Annotated in this window: 13 protein-coding genes; 2 read left to right on the top strand and 11 right to left on the bottom strand. The window is 61.4% G+C overall.

The window, feature by feature from the left end:
• Window positions 1–25: 25 nt before the first annotated feature.
• The 7 genes from PDR5_RS01840 to hutC all read right to left on the bottom strand — a co-directional run bounded on the left by PDR5_RS01840 (window position 26) and on the right by hutC (window position 7,829).
• Window positions 26–856: a quaternary amine ABC transporter ATP-binding protein gene (locus PDR5_RS01840; RefSeq protein WP_011332047.1), complete on the bottom strand. Its 831-nt coding sequence runs from the start codon at window positions 854–856 to the stop codon at window positions 26–28.
• Window positions 853–1,704, bottom strand: coding sequence for an ABC transporter permease (locus PDR5_RS01835; RefSeq protein ID WP_007952475.1), 852 nt, complete (start codon window positions 1,702–1,704; stop codon window positions 853–855). Before PDR5_RS01835 ends, PDR5_RS01840 begins: the two co-directional genes overlap by 4 nt.
• An 84-nt stretch (window positions 1,705–1,788) precedes the next feature.
• Window positions 1,789–2,757, bottom strand: a complete 969-nt coding sequence (locus PDR5_RS01830; protein ID WP_064592859.1) for an ABC transporter substrate-binding protein — start codon at window positions 2,755–2,757, stop codon at window positions 1,789–1,791.
• 70 nt (window positions 2,758–2,827) lie between these two features.
• On the bottom strand, window positions 2,828–4,300 hold the full coding sequence (locus PDR5_RS01825; RefSeq protein WP_064592857.1) for a purine-cytosine permease family protein: 1,473 nt from the start codon (window positions 4,298–4,300) through the stop codon (window positions 2,828–2,830).
• A gap of 149 nt (window positions 4,301–4,449) precedes the next feature.
• Window positions 4,450–6,132 carry a urocanate hydratase gene (hutU, locus tag PDR5_RS01820; protein ID WP_064382814.1) on the bottom strand — a complete coding sequence of 561 codons (1,683 nt, stop codon included), beginning with the start codon at window positions 6,130–6,132 and terminating at the stop codon, window positions 4,450–4,452.
• A 420-nt stretch (window positions 6,133–6,552) separates the two neighbouring features.
• Complete coding sequence (locus PDR5_RS01815; RefSeq protein WP_007952479.1) at window positions 6,553–7,122, bottom strand: HutD/Ves family protein; 570 nt, start codon at window positions 7,120–7,122, stop codon at window positions 6,553–6,555.
• Window positions 7,119–7,829: a histidine utilization repressor gene (gene hutC, locus PDR5_RS01810; protein WP_170844914.1), complete on the bottom strand. Its 711-nt coding sequence runs from the start codon at window positions 7,827–7,829 to the stop codon at window positions 7,119–7,121. The genes PDR5_RS01815 and hutC overlap by 4 nt, the downstream gene beginning before the upstream one ends.
• A gap of 145 nt (window positions 7,830–7,974) precedes the next feature.
• On the opposite strand from hutC, the gene PDR5_RS01805 reads away from it, so the two are divergent.
• On the top strand, window positions 7,975–9,339 hold the full coding sequence (locus PDR5_RS01805; protein WP_064592855.1) for a formimidoylglutamate deiminase: 1,365 nt from the start codon (window positions 7,975–7,977) through the stop codon (window positions 9,337–9,339).
• Between the two features lie 48 nt (window positions 9,340–9,387).
• Here the strand turns inward: PDR5_RS01805 and PDR5_RS01800 are convergent, their stop codons facing one another.
• Together PDR5_RS01800 and PDR5_RS01795 are read right to left on the bottom strand one after the other, a co-directional pair.
• Entirely contained in the window at window positions 9,388–9,957 is a 570-nt protein-coding gene (locus PDR5_RS01800; protein ID WP_064592853.1) for a lipocalin family protein, read from the bottom strand.
• 31 nt (window positions 9,958–9,988) lie between these two features.
• A complete protein-coding gene (locus PDR5_RS01795; RefSeq protein WP_016772095.1) occupies window positions 9,989–10,243 on the bottom strand; it encodes a hypothetical protein in 255 nt (84 codons plus the stop codon).
• Between the two features lie 282 nt (window positions 10,244–10,525).
• Between PDR5_RS01795 and PDR5_RS01790 the strand changes: the two genes are divergently transcribed.
• Window positions 10,526–12,418: a methyl-accepting chemotaxis protein gene (locus PDR5_RS01790; RefSeq protein WP_218188770.1), complete on the top strand. Its 1,893-nt coding sequence runs from the start codon at window positions 10,526–10,528 to the stop codon at window positions 12,416–12,418.
• Between the two features lie 215 nt (window positions 12,419–12,633).
• Here the strand turns inward: PDR5_RS01790 and PDR5_RS01785 are convergent, their stop codons facing one another.
• Window positions 12,634–13,236 carry a DUF924 family protein gene (locus PDR5_RS01785; RefSeq protein WP_064592849.1) on the bottom strand — a complete coding sequence of 201 codons (603 nt, stop codon included), beginning with the start codon at window positions 13,234–13,236 and terminating at the stop codon, window positions 12,634–12,636.
• A gap of 3 nt (window positions 13,237–13,239) precedes the next feature.
• Window positions 13,240–14,250, bottom strand: a complete 1,011-nt coding sequence (locus PDR5_RS01780) for a class 1 fructose-bisphosphatase (protein ID WP_007952492.1) — start codon at window positions 14,248–14,250, stop codon at window positions 13,240–13,242.
• Window positions 14,251–14,324 lie beyond the last annotated feature (74 nt).

The following is a 14,324-nucleotide window of genomic DNA, read 5'->3' as shown; positions in this document are numbered from 1 at the left end:
GCCGGCCCAGCCAACACAAATCTGTTTAAACCACCGCCGCCCGCCGCTGCACGAAGCGGTCGACATATTCGTCCGCCGGCGAATGCAGGATCTCTTTCGGCGTGCCGACCTGGATCAGGCGGCCGTCCTTGAGGATCGCGATGCGGTTGCCGATGCGCACGGCCTCGTCGAGGTCGTGGGTGATGAAGACGATGGTCTTGTGCAGGGTCTTTTGCAGCTCCAGCAACTGGTCCTGCATCTCGGCGCGGATCAGCGGATCCAGCGCGCTGAACGCTTCGTCCATCAGGATGATGTCGGTGTCCGCCGCCAATGCCCGGGCCAGACCTACACGCTGGCGCATGCCGCCGGAGAGCTGGTGCGGGTATTTGTTTTCGTAGCCCTTGAGGCCCACGGTGTTGATCCAGTGCAGCGCGCGTTCGGCGCACAGTTGCTTGCTCTCGCCGCGCACTTTCAGGCCGTAGGCGACGTTGTCGAGCACGGTCTTGTGCGGCAGCAGGCCGAAGCTCTGGAACACCATGCTGATCTTGTGCCGACGAAATTCGCGCAAGGCGTCCATGTCGTATTGCAGGATGTCCACGCCGTCCACCAGGATCGCGCCGCTGGTCGGGTCGATCAGGCGGTTGAAGTGGCGCACCAGGGTCGATTTGCCGGAGCCGGACAGGCCCATGATCACGAAGATCTCGCCGGTGCCGATGCTCAGGGACAAGTCGTTGACCCCGACCACGCAACCGGTTTCGTTCAGCACCTGATCCTTAGTCTTGCCCTGGCCGACCATCGCCAGAGCGTCCTTGGCGCGGTTGCCGAAAATCTTGAAGACGTTTTTGACTTCGATCTTGCTCACGGTTGCGTTGCTCATTTGCTCACCTCATGCCGTGGCCGACCATACGCCTGGGTAATGCGGTCGATGACCACTGCGAGAATCACGATCGCCAGACCGGCTTCCAGGCCGCGTCCGACGTTGAGGGTCTGAATGCCCACCAGCACATCTTCACCCAGGCCACGGGCGCCGATCATCGAGGCGATTACCACCATCGACAGGGCCATCATGGTGGTCTGGTTGATCCCGGCCATGATGCTCGGCAGGGCCAGCGGCAGTTGCACGCCGAACAGTTGCTGCCAGCGGTTGGCGCCGAAGGCGTTGATGGCTTCCATCACTTCGCCGTCGACCTGGCGGATGCCCAGATCGGTCAGGCGGATCAGCGGCGGCGCGGCGTAGATCACGGTGGCGAAAATCGCCGGCACCTTGCCCAGGCCGAACAGCATCAGCACCGGAATCAGGTACACGAAGCTCGGCATGGTCTGCATGATGTCGAGCAGCGGCATCAGCACCGAACGCAGGCGATTGCTGCGCGCCGAGAGAATCCCCAGCGGTACGCCGATCAGCACCGAAATGACCGTTGCCACCATCATCAGCGCGAGGGTCTGCATCAACTTGTCCCACAGACCGACGGCGCCGACCAGGAACAACAGACCGACGATCACGGCGGTGGTCACGACTTTGCGCGTTGCATGCCAGGCCACGACGCCGACGATGGCCAGCATCAACCACCACGGTGCGGCGCGCAGCAGGCCTTCAAGATTGACGATGGCCCACAGCAGGGTGTCGGAGATGTGGCGGAACACATCGCCATAGTTGGTGACCAGCGCATCGACCCAACCGTTGACCCAGTCGGCGATGGAAAAGGTAAAGCTTTCGGGAAACATAAGCGGCTCTCAATCAGGAAACTCAATCAAGCGATTGCGGCGAACACCCCGGCCAGCCTCTCGGTTGGCCGGGAGGAATTCGACCTACAGCGCCGCGTCGATTTTCTTGGCAGCGTCTTCACTGACCCACGCATGCCAGACCTCAGGATGTTCCTTGAGGAAGATTTTCGCCAGTTTTGGCGACTCGATACGTTCCTTCGCCATGCGGCCCAGGTTCTGGTTCAGCAGGTCGATCGGCAGGTTGACCTTTTCCAGCACGGCCACCAGCTCCGGCGCTTGTTCGTGGAAGGTCTTGGACAGACCGACCTTGATGGTCACGGTCTTGTCGACGCCCGGTTTCTCATCCAGTTTGACTGCGTCGATCTGGCCCATCAGCGGGGTTGGCGTCCAGTAGTAGAACAGGATCGGCTCGCCACGTTTGTAACTCGACAGCACGGCCGCATCCAACGCCGGACCAGTGCCCGGGCGGAAGTTGGTGTAGCTGTTTTCCAGGCCGTAGCTTTTCAGCATTTCGCTGTTGTCCAGCTCGCAGGTCCAGCCGGCCGGGCAGTTGTAGAAGCGGCCCTTGGAAGGCTCTTCGGCGTCTTTGAAGACGGCGGCGTATTTGCCCAGATCGGCGATGTTTTTCAGGTCCGGTGCCTTCGCTTCGATCTTGCGCTTGGCATCGCCTTCGATCACATAGCGCGGCACGTACCAGCCTTCCACCGCACCGACCACCGGCGCGCCGACACCGACGACCTTGCCGGCCTTCTCGGCCTTGTTCCAGACCTCGCTGCGGCCAACCCATTCTTCGGCGAAGATCTGGATGTCGTTGCTGCTCAGGGCGTTTTCCATGGTGATGGAGTTGCCCGGCAGGCTGTCGGTCTTGCAGTCGTAACCTTTTTCCAGCACCACTTGCAGAAGGTCGGTCAGCAGCATGCCGCTTTCCCAGTTCAGGCCGGCGAATTTCACCGGTTTGCCGGACTCGCACCAGCCGGCGGCCTGGGTCGCGCCGGCGCTGGCCAGCAGGCCCATGGAAAGCAATGTGGTCAGCAGGGTCTTGTTCGATTTCATTGTTGTGACGCTCCTAATCATGAATTGGCTTACGGCAGTCAAGAGGCATCCAGCCCTGTCCACGTCCAAATCAGGCCTGCGCCGCAGCGCGACCGGCCCCGCTTGTTTTAGGTTGTACAACGCTGTCCTGCTCGACGGGCAGAATCAGTCGATCGGGTACGGTGCCGTGCCATTTTTTCGCGCAGACGTAGTACAGCGCTGCGGGCAGCACGAGACCGATGATCCAGGAAATATCCACATCCCCCAGAGCTGCTACCAATGGACCGGTATAGAACTTGGTGGAAATGAACGGCAGTTGCACCAGCACCCCGAACACGTAAACGCTGATACCGAGGATGTTCCAGCGGCCGTAGCGACCGTTCGGATCCGCCAGCGCCGGTACGTCATAGCGCTCGCGGGTGATGCAGTAGTAGTCCACCAGGTTGATCGCGCTCCACGGCGTGAAGAACGCCAGCAGGAACAGGATGAAGGACTTGAACGCACCGAGGAACGAGTGCTGGCCGAGCAGCGCGATCAGGGTCGCCGCGCCGACGATCCCCAGCACGAACACCAGACGCTGCATGCGGGTAACCGTCAGGTGGCCACGGAAGCCGCTGATGATGGTCGCGATGCACATGAAGCTGCCGTAGGAGTTCAGGGTGGAGATGGTGACCTTGCCGAACGCGATGCTGAAATACAGCAGCGCGGCGGTGGCACCGGTCCCGCCCAGACCGACGATGTAGGCGACTTCATGACCGGCGAATTGCCCGTTGGCCGAAGCGGCCGCGAACACACCGAGGATCATCGCCACCTGCGCACCGATTACCGAACCGGCGCCTGCGGCGAAGAAGGTTTTCACCGAAGACACCTTGCTTGGCAGGTAACGCGAGTAATCCGCCACGTAAGGGCCGAAAGCGATCTGCCAGGAGGCCGCGAGCGACACCGCCAGCAGGAAACTGCTCCAGCTGAAGTGGCGGATTTCCAGAAGTGCGCCGACGTCCACCTGACTCATCAGACGGCTGAACAGGTACACGAAAGCAATCACGCCAATGACACTGGCGATGCGGCCGATCCAGTGAATCACCCGATAGCCGAGCACCGTGACCACGACGATGACGCTGGCGAAAAGCAGGATGCCGACGGTGTCGCTGACCCCGAACAACTGGCCCAGCGCCTGACCCGACAACACCGTTCCGGTGGCGGTGAAGCCGAGGTACATCAGGCACACCAGCACGATCGGAATCGCCGCGCCGTAGACGCCGAACTGCACCCGGCTGGAAATCATCTGCGGCAGGCCAAGCTTGGGCCCTTGCGCCGCGTGCAGCGCCATCACCCCGCCGCCCAGCAGTTGACCGATCAGCAGACCGATCAACGACCAGAACACATCGCCGCCCAGCACCACGGCCAGGGCCCCGGTGACAATCGCGGTGATTTGCAGGTTGGCACCCATCCACAGGGTGAACTGACTGAACAGACGACCGTGTCTTTCCGCTTCCGGGATGTAGTCGATCGAACGCCTTTCGATCAACGGTTTACTGCCTGCACGATCGGTGTTGCCCGCCATGATTCAACCTCTGTGGATTGTTTTAATTGCTCTGTACGGTTTACGCGATTCCTGTGGGAGCGGAGCTTGCCCGCGATGACGTCGGCACCTGCAACATCAATTCCGGCAGTGCCGCCGCCATCGCTGGCAAGCCAGCTCCCATAGATTCTTTATTTGCCGGTAATCATCGGCAGGTTCAGCCCTTGTTCCTTGGCGCAGTCGATGGCGATCTGGTAACCGGCATCGGCGTGACGCATGACCCCGGTGCCCGGGTCGTTGTGCAGCACGCGAGCGATACGCTCGGCCGCTTCGTCAGTACCGTCGCAGACAATCACCATGCCCGAGTGCTGGGAGAAGCCCATGCCGACGCCGCCGCCGTGGTGCAGGGACACCCAGGTCGCACCGCTCGCGGTGTTCAGCAGCGCGTTGAGCAGCGGCCAGTCGGAGACGGCATCGGAGCCATCCTGCATCGACTCGGTTTCACGGTTCGGACTGGAGACCGAGCCGGAGTCGAGGTGGTCGCGACCGATCACGATCGGCGCCGACAGCTCGCCGCTGCGCACCATTTCGTTGAACGCCAGACCGAGCTTGGCGCGCAGGCCCAGGCCGACCCAGCAGATACGCGCCGGCAGACCCTGGAAGCTGATGCGCTCGCGGGCCATGTCCAGCCAGTTGTGCAGGTGCGCGTCGTCCGGGATCAGCTCTTTGACCTTGGCGTCGGTCTTGTAGATGTCCTGCGGATCACCCGACAGCGCAGCCCAGCGGAACGGGCCGATGCCACGGCAGAACAGCGGACGGATGTAGGCCGGTACGAAGCCAGGGAAATCGAATGCGTTTTCGACGCCTTCTTCCTGAGCCATCTGACGGATGTTGTTGCCGTAGTCGAAGGTCGGCACGCCCATTTTCTGGAAGTCGAGCATGGCTTTGACGTGCACGGCCATCGATTGCTTGGCGGCCTTGACCACAGCGGCTGGCTCGGTCTTGGCGCGGGCGCGGTATTCGTCCCAGGTCCAGCCGGCCGGCAGGTAACCGTTGAGCGGATCGTGGGCGCTGGTCTGGTCGGTGACCATGTCCGGGCGCACGCCGCGCTTGACCAGTTCCGGGAGGATTTCAGCGGCGTTGCCGCACAGGGCGATGGAAACAGCCTTGCCTTCGGAGGTGTATTTGGCGATGCGGGCCAGCGCGTCGTCGAGGTCTTTGGCCTGCTCGTCGACGTAGCGGGTCTTGAGGCGGAAATCGATGCTGATCTGCTGGCATTCGATGTTCAGCGAGCAGGCACCGGCGAGGGTTGCGGCCAGTGGCTGGGCACCGCCCATGCCGCCGAGGCCGGCGGTCAGGACCCACTTGCCGGTGAGGTTGTCGTTGTAGTGCTGGCGACCGGCTTCAACGAAGGTTTCGTAGGTGCCTTGGACGATGCCCTGGCTGCCGATGTAGATCCAGCTGCCGGCGGTCATCTGGCCGTACATGGCCAGGCCTTTGGCGTCGAGTTCGTTGAAGTGTTCCCAGGTCGCCCAGTGCGGCACCAGGTTGGAGTTGGCGATCAGTACGCGCGGGGCGTTGCTGTGGGTCTTGAACACGCCGACCGGCTTGCCCGATTGCACCAGCAGGGTTTCGTCTTCGTTGAGGTTGGTCAGGCTCTCGACGATCTTGTCGTAGCACTCCCAGTTACGCGCAGCGCGACCGATGCCACCGTAGACCACCAGCTCTTTCGGGTTCTCGGCGACTTCCGGGTCGAGGTTGTTCATCAACATGCGCAGCGGCGCTTCGGTCAGCCAGCTCTTGGCGGTCAGCTTGTTGCCGCGGGCGGCACGGATTTCGACGTCACGGAATTTAGTGCGGTTGTTGTCAGTCACGAAAAAGACTCCTCAGCGATCAATTCAAACCAACCCTGGCAGTGGGCAAGCAGCCTGTGCGCCTCAGTGCGCGACAAGCGAATCAGTGGACGCTGCGGAGAGTCTCGATCGACTCATACGCATACGTCTTTACTTGTACATACAAGCATATGCAATCGAGCGGCCAACTTGTTGGAGGGCTGTTCAATAAAAATTCCGAACAGGGCTGCAGAGCGCCTGAATCAAGGGCTCTGGCGTCCATGAAATTTTTCGCGGGGTGGATAGAGGGTGGCGAGAGGTTGTTACGGAAACGTGGTTCTGCGCCACGCTGGGGCGTTCGGTAACAAGTTGGTGCGCATTTCGGGAACGTCGGGACGAAAAAAAACCGCTGCTTTCAAAGCAGCGGTTTTTGATCGTTTCCCACGAAGAACGTGTGAAGGATCAGCGCGGGGACAGTTCGATCACGCAGCAGCCGGCATTCACGGCGATCTCGGTCAGCCCGGTGTTACCGTCCAGTTGCAGGCAGTCATGGCGGCCGAGTTGCGAGGCGCTGTCACCGACCGTGACCTCCAGCAGCTCGCTGACGCTGAAGACCAGCACGGTGCTCGCCGAACTGAAAAACCGCTGCTCGCCGTCCAGCCATTGCAGGCGTGCGCTGTAACGCTGGGGCGAGTAGATCAGGTTGAAGTCGCGGATCGCGCCGCCGAGCAAGGTGCAGGACACCTGGCTTTCGCCGCTGAAGGCAAACGGGTCGAGAGGTAACAACGGCCGGGTATCGTCGCCGTCGACACACAGAGTCATGCCGTCGCCCTGCAACACCGTGATGACCCGCTGGTAACCGGCGAAGGTCGAAAAGCCGCCGGATTCGGCGATGTCGGCAATCGACAGACGCCAGCCGAAACCGTCGAGGCCGGCGCCGGCGTCACGGGTGATTTCCTCGGTGCTGCCGCCGCCGTTTTTCCACGGCATGCGCGGGTAGCCTTCGGCGCGTAATACCTTCAACTCTTTCATTTATGAAACCGACCTTCCAGACGATGACGAGAACCGGGGTGAATCAGGCGCGCCGCCGTCACCGGCTGACGACCCGACCACGTGCGGCGGCGGATCAGCAGGCAAGGCTCGCCTTTTTCGATCTGCAGCAATTTGCATTCGGACGCTTCGGCAAGGATCGCTTCGACCACGTGCTCACCTTCGGTCAGCGGCGCGACCTGGTTCAGATAGGCGTAAGGCGTCTGCAGGGTGAAGTCCTGCTTGAGGTATTCCGGGGCGACCAGCGCATTGACGAAGCGGTCTTCGATTTGCACCGGAATGTCGTTTTCGTAATGCACGATCAGCGAGTGAAAGACCTTCTGCCCTTCGCGCATGTCCAGCGCCAGCGCGCGCTCGGAACCGGCGGCCTCCTCTTCCAGGGTGATCACCTGGCAGGTGTGGCGATGGCCACGGGAGGCGATTTCGTCGGCGATGTTGTGCACTTCGAACAGCGCGGACTGGCTCTTCGGTTCAGCAACGAAAGTGCCGACGCCTTGCATGCGCACCAGCAGACCGTCGGCGGTCATTTCCCGCAGCGCGCGGTTGATGGTCATGCGGCTGAAACCCAGCTGGCTGACCAGCTCGCTTTCCGACGGCACGCGGTAATGCGGCGGCCAGTTACCGCTGTCGATCTGCTGGGTGATCATCTGTTTGACACGGGCGTACAAGGGCGCCGGACTGTCGCCCATGTTCGCGGCCAACGGGGAGACTGGAGGCGGAGTCGGCACGGTGGATCCCTGTTCATTGGTGAAAGTGGCTAGCTTGCCGGAGTTTACCGGGCAGGCAAACGTCTGTATATGTATATACAAATAACACACGATGGGGTGCTGAACCATGTCCGCCTTCTTTGCCGAACGCGCGCTGCTGCCTAACGGATGGGCCAACAATGTACGTCTCGAGGTCAGCGCCGATGGCGTTTTGACCCGAATCCAGGCCGATTCCACTGCAGACGGCGCCGAACGGCTGAGCGGTCCGCTGCTGCCGGGGATGCCGAATCTGCACTCCCACGCGTTCCAGCGAGCGATGGCGGGACTGGCGGAAGTGGCCGGCAATCCCAACGACAGTTTCTGGACCTGGCGCGATCTGATGTACCGGCTCGTCGGAAAAATCAGCCCCGACCAGCTCGGTGTGATTGCCCGTCAGCTGTACATCGAAATGCTCAAGGCCGGTTACACCTCGGTCGCCGAATTCCATTACGTCCACCACGATAACAACGGCCAGCCTTACGCCGACCCGGCCGAGCTGGCGTTACGCATCAGCCAGGCGGCCAGCTCGGCCGGCATCGGCCTGACCTTGCTGCCCGTGCTCTACAGCCACAGCGGTTTCGGCGGCCAGACCCCGAACGAAGGCCAGCGCCGTTTCATCAACAGCACCGAAAGTTACCTGAAGCTGCAATCGCGCCTGCAACCCCTGCTGGCGCAGCAAAAGGCGCAGTCGCTGGGCCTGTGCTTCCACTCGTTGCGCGCGGTCACACCGCAGCAGATCAGCGAAGTACTGGCGGCCAGCGACCAGCAATGCCCGGTGCACATCCACATCGCCGAGCAGCAGAAGGAAGTCGATGACTGCCTGAGCTGGAGCGGACGTCGCCCGCTGCAATGGCTGTACGAAAACACCGAAGTCGATCAGCGTTGGTGCCTGGTGCACGCGACTCACGCCAATCCGGAAGAAGTCACGCTGATGGCCAAGAGTCGCGCCATCGCCGGCCTGTGCCTGACCACCGAGGCCAACCTCGGCGACGGGATTTTCCCGGCGGTGGATTTCCTCGCTCAGGGCGGGCGCATGGGGATCGGCTCCGACAGCCATGTGTCGTTGAGCGTGGTGGAAGAACTGCGCTGGCTGGAATACGGCCAGCGTCTGCGGGATCAGCGGCGCAACCGCTTGTATGGCGCGGATCAGCCGATGGTTGGCCGCACGTTGTATGACGCGGCGCTGGACGGTGGCGCTCAGGCGCTGGGCCAGCCGATCGGTGCGCTGGAAGTCGGCAAGCGTGCCGACTGGATTGTGCTCGATGGCAGCGATCCGTACCTGGCCACGGCCAGCGGTGACGGGATTCTCAATCGCTGGCTGTTTGCCGGCGGCGACCGTCAGGTGCGCGATGTGCTGGTCAATGGTCAGTGGGTCGTGCGGGAGGGGCGACATGCCGGGGAAGAGGACAGCAATCGCGCCTTCACCCAGGTTCTGCGAGAGCTTTTGGGCTGACATAAAAAAACCTGTGGAGGGCGACCTCCACAGGTTTTTTGTTGCGCGTCAGTTGGACGTCTTGGCCATCTGCTGATCCGACGCCCGCCAGATCAGGCGCGTGGTGTCGTAACCCTGCTGGCGCGCCTTGCTCAGCAGTTCCTCACGCACCACACCGTTGACGGTCGGCGTGCGGGACAACAGCCACAGATAGCGACGACTCGGGTCGCCCACGAGGGCGGTCTTGTAGTCATCGCTGACGTACAGCACCCAGTATTGACCCTTCGCCACACCCGGAATCAGGCGCGAGAACCAGGTATCGAACTCGACCCACAGCTTGTCGGTCTTGCCCGGCACCTGTGGATAAGCCGTGCCTTTGACCTCTTCCCACTTCCAGTCTGCCGTCAGACAGCGGTTGTACACCGCGATATTGCCGTCGGGCTTGAGCGAGTAACGGGCTTCGGATTGCGCGCAATTGCGCTGGAAATACATCGGCAGACGGGCCAGCTCGTACCAGGTGCCCTGGTAACGCTTGAGATTGACACTGTTGACCGTCTTCGGCGCCAGCGGATCTTCACCGGACGTGGCGCAGCCGGCCAATACCAGGCCGGCCAAAAGGACAAGCAATAACCGCTTCATTGTTTTTCTCCCGTGGGCGCGTAGCCCCGGTTTACTTCAGGCCTTGGCCGGAAAACATCAGCACTTTGTCACCGGCGTACTGCACGCTGATAAAGCTGTTCTTGTCGCCCCAGGTGCAACTGGACATGCCCAGCGCACCCGAGCAATCGGTGGGCTTGCCGAGCAGCGTCTCGACTTCGGACTTGGCCATGCCGGCCGAGAGCTTCGAATAGTTTTCCTGATTGACCTTGCTGCATGCGGCCAACAGCACGCAAAACGACAGCAGGGCGATAGATCGCAGCGACATGGTGTAACTCCTGGAGCGGAAGGGGGATGGCATGGCGCCAACCAGAAGCTTAGAAGAGAAAACCCCTGTCTGGTTCCCTGACAGACCGGCTATTTGTTCGCCCGCTCGTCCGGCATTCGTCGGTAAATCAGACACTTTGTGGGGCTATTGAGCATTTCGTCGACTTTCACAAAAGCCGCCTAATCTTTGGCGCGCCACGGTCGAAATAAGAGCAGCGCAAAGCCCGATAGTGTGGCAAATTGCCGCCCTTTCTTGACCAGCCCCTTCGCGGTAGCTCACTTAATGACCAGAAACATGAAATTCAGCCACAAGATCTTGTTGGCTGCCGCCCTCGTGGTGGCCGTTGCATTCGCCTGTTTCATTTTGTTCAACGACTATCGCCAGCGCGAAGCCCTTCAAAGCAGCACCGAAGCGTCGATGCAGGAACTGGGCAGCCTGACCACCAGCAATATCCAGACCTGGCTGGAAAGCCGCATCCAGTTGCTGCAATCGATGGCGCAGCAGGTTGTCGCCGACGGCACCGCCCCGACCAGCCTGAAACGCATCATCGACCTGCCCGCCTACACCGGCAATTTCCAGCTCAGCTACTTCGGCGGCGCCGACGGCGTGATGTTCTCGGTCCCGGCCGGCAACCGCGCGCCGGATTACGACCCGCGCGCCCGTGGCTGGTACAAGGCCGCCAACGCTGCGCAACAGACCATCGTCACCGAACCGTACATCGCCGCGTCATCGGGCAAGCTGGTGATCACGGTCGCCACCCCGGTGCAGCGCCAGGGCCAGATGATTGGTGTAGCCGGTGCCGACATTGATCTGTCCAGCGTCAGCGCGATCATCAACTCGCTGAACTTCGGCGGTCACGGCCATGCGTTCATCGTCAGCGCCGACGGCAAGATCCTGATCCACCCGGACAGCAAGCTGGTGCTCAAGACCCTGGCCGAGGCCTACCCCAACGGCGCGCCGAAAGTCAGCCCGGGTCTGAAAGAAGTCGAGTTCGACGGCAAGACCCAATTGATCTCCTTCACCCGCGTCAACGGCGTGCCGTCGGCCGACTGGTACGTGGCGCTGGTGCTGGACAAGGACACCGCGTTCTCGATGCTCAGCGAATTCCGCACCTCGGCGCTGATCGCCATGGTCATCGCCGTGGTGATCATCATCGCCCTGCTCGGCATGCTGATCCGCGTCCTGATGCAGCCGCTGCTGACCATGGGCCGCGCCATGCATGACATCGCCGAAGGCGAAGGCGACCTGACCAAACGCCTGACCATCCACGGCCACGATGAATTCGGTGCGCTGGGGCTGTCGTTCAACCGTTTCGTCGAGCGCATCCACACTTCGATCCGCGAAGTATCGTCCGCCACCGGGCAAGTCAACGAAGTCGCGCTGCGCGTGGTCGCGGCGTCGAACTCGTCGATGTTCAACTCCGACCAGCAGGCTTCGCGCACCAACAGCGTGGCCGCCGCGATCAACCAGCTCGGCGCCGCCGCCCAGGAAATCGCCCAGAACGCCGCCCTCGCCTCCCAGCACTCAAGCGACGCGCGAAGCCTGGCCGAAGACGGCCAGCAGGTTGTGGATAAAACCATCCACGCGATGCAGCAACTGTCGGCGAAGATCAGCGACTCCTGCGGCAACATCGAAACCCTGAACAGCAACACCGTGAACATCGGGCAGATTCTGGAAGTGATCACCAGCATCTCCCAGCAGACCAACCTGCTGGCGCTCAACGCCGCGATCGAAGCGGCCCGTGCCGGTGAGGCCGGTCGTGGTTTCGCCGTGGTCGCCGACGAAGTCCGCAACCTGGCGCACCGCACCCAGGATTCGGCGCAGCAAGTGCAGAAGATGATCGAAGAGCTGCAAGTCGGCGCACGTCAGGCGGTCGGCATCATGACCGAGAGCCAGCGTGAGAGCGAAAGCAGCGTCGGCATCGCCAACCAGGCCGGCGAACGCCTGGGCAGCGTGACCCAGCGCATCGGCGAGATCGACGGCATGAACCAGTCGGTGGCGACGGCAACGGAAGAGCAGACGGCAGTGGTCGAGTCGATCAACGTTGATATCAACGAGATCAACACGCTGAACCAGGAAGGCGTGGAGAACTTGCAGGCTACTTTGCGGGCTTGTGCGGATCTTGAGCAGCAGGCGGCGCGGTTGAAGCAGTTGGTGGGTAGCTTCAGAATCTGAAGATCAAGAGCAACCCCCTCATCGGAACGCCGCCCGCCCATCCCTCTCCCCCAAGGGGGCGAGGGGAAAGGGAGCCGATCTCTGTCGCTTTCCAGACCTGAGTTCAACTCGGTATTTCAAGTCAGCGTAACTCGAACATCCAACTCGGTCAGTCCCCTCTCCCTCCGGGAGAGGGTTAGGGTGAGGGCTGGTTTTTGAGATTGCCGAAAATCGCCCTAAAAACGCGAACCCGGCTCTCTCAAAAACGCCAACTCCTCAACCGTAGACTCCCGCCCCAACACCACATTGCGATGCGGAAACCGTCCAAACCGCGCAATCACCTTCTGATGCCGCTCGGCATAATCCAGATTGTCGGCAAACACTCCGCGCTCCGCCTCCGGCTGTTCAGCCACCAGTTCGATGAATCGTGAGACCGCTTCATTCTGCACCGCGAGGTTTTCGCAGTGTTCGAAGACGAGGTAAATGAAGAGTCGCTGGATCGGTTTCAACTGCCGATCGAAGTCTGCAGCAATCCCCTGAGCCACCAGTTTCTGTGCCCGTAGATCGCCGGAAAAAGCCTTGGGCGTATCGCGAAAGATCATTCGCGGGAGTTGGTCGAGCAGCAGCACCAGCGCCAGCCAACCTTCGGGATGTTGCGTCCACTCGGTCAATTCGCCAGCGAGGGCCTGATCGACAAAAACCCCGAAACGCTCACGCGCTTCGAGGTCCTGGCTGTCTTTCTTGCCGAACCACAACTTGCCCTGTTGCGCCGAAACTTCAGTGGCTGATTCGGCATGACCGAACCACCAATCGAGCAACGGCTGCCAGGGCGCGGTCATGGTTTATTCCTTGTGGTAAGCCGTGGCGCGGGCGACTTCTTCTTTCGAGCCGAGGAACACCGCTACGCGCTGGTGCAGGCCTTCAGGCTTGATGTCGAGAATGCGCTGGTGGCCGTCGGTGGAAGCGCCGCCCGCCTGTTCCACCAGGAACGACATCGGGTTGGCTTCGTACATCAGGCGCAGTTTGCCCGGTTTGGACGGCTCGCGGCTGTCGCGCGGGTACATGAACAGACCGCCACGGGTCAGGATGCGGTGCACGTCGGCAACCATCGCCGCGACCCAACGCATGTTGTAGTTCTTTTTCAGCGGGCCTTCTTCGCCGGCCAGCAGTTCCGAAACGTAGCGCTGTACCGGAGCTTCCCAGTGACGCTGGTTGGACATGTTGATGGCGAATTCCTGAGTGGATTCAGGAATGGTGATGTCTTCGTGAGTCAGGACGAAGCTGCCCATTTCGCGGTCCAGGGTGAAGCCTTTGACGCCGTGGCCCAGGGTCAGCACCAGCATGGTTTGCGGGCCGTAGATCGCATAACCGGCGGCAACCTGCTGAGTGCCTGGCTGCAGGAAGGCCTTTTCATCCAGCGCTTCGTTCTGGCTCAGGTATTCGTTCGGGCAACGCAGCACGGAGAAGATGGTGCCGACCGGGGCGTTGATGTCGATGTTCGACGAACCGTCCAGCGGGTCGAATACCAGCAGGTAGGCGCCTTTCGGGTATTTGCCCGGGATCTGGTAGGCATTGTCCATTTCTTCGGACGCCATGCCGGCCAGGTGACCGCCCCACTCGTTGGCTTCGAGCAGGATTTCGTTCGACAGCACGTCGAGCTTCTTCTGCACTTCGCCTTGCACGTTTTCCGTGCCCATGCTGCCCAGAACACCGCCCAGGGCGCCTTTGGACACGGCGTGGCTGATCTCTTTACAGGCGCGCGCCACCACTTCGATCAGGAAACGCAGATCGGCAGGAGTGTTGTTGCTGCGGGTCTGCTCAATCAAATAGCGACTCAGGGTAACGCGGGACATGGACGGCTCCGGTGGAATGGGGGGCTAAAAACCCGCGCAGTTTACAGGGAGTCTGAAACCGTAGCGAGCAATGA

Source organism: Pseudomonas sp. DR 5-09, from assembly GCF_001655595.1.
GTDB classification, from domain to species: domain Bacteria; phylum Pseudomonadota; class Gammaproteobacteria; order Pseudomonadales; family Pseudomonadaceae; genus Aquipseudomonas; species Aquipseudomonas pharyngis.
This window is presented reverse-complemented; position numbering and strand designations above follow the sequence as displayed.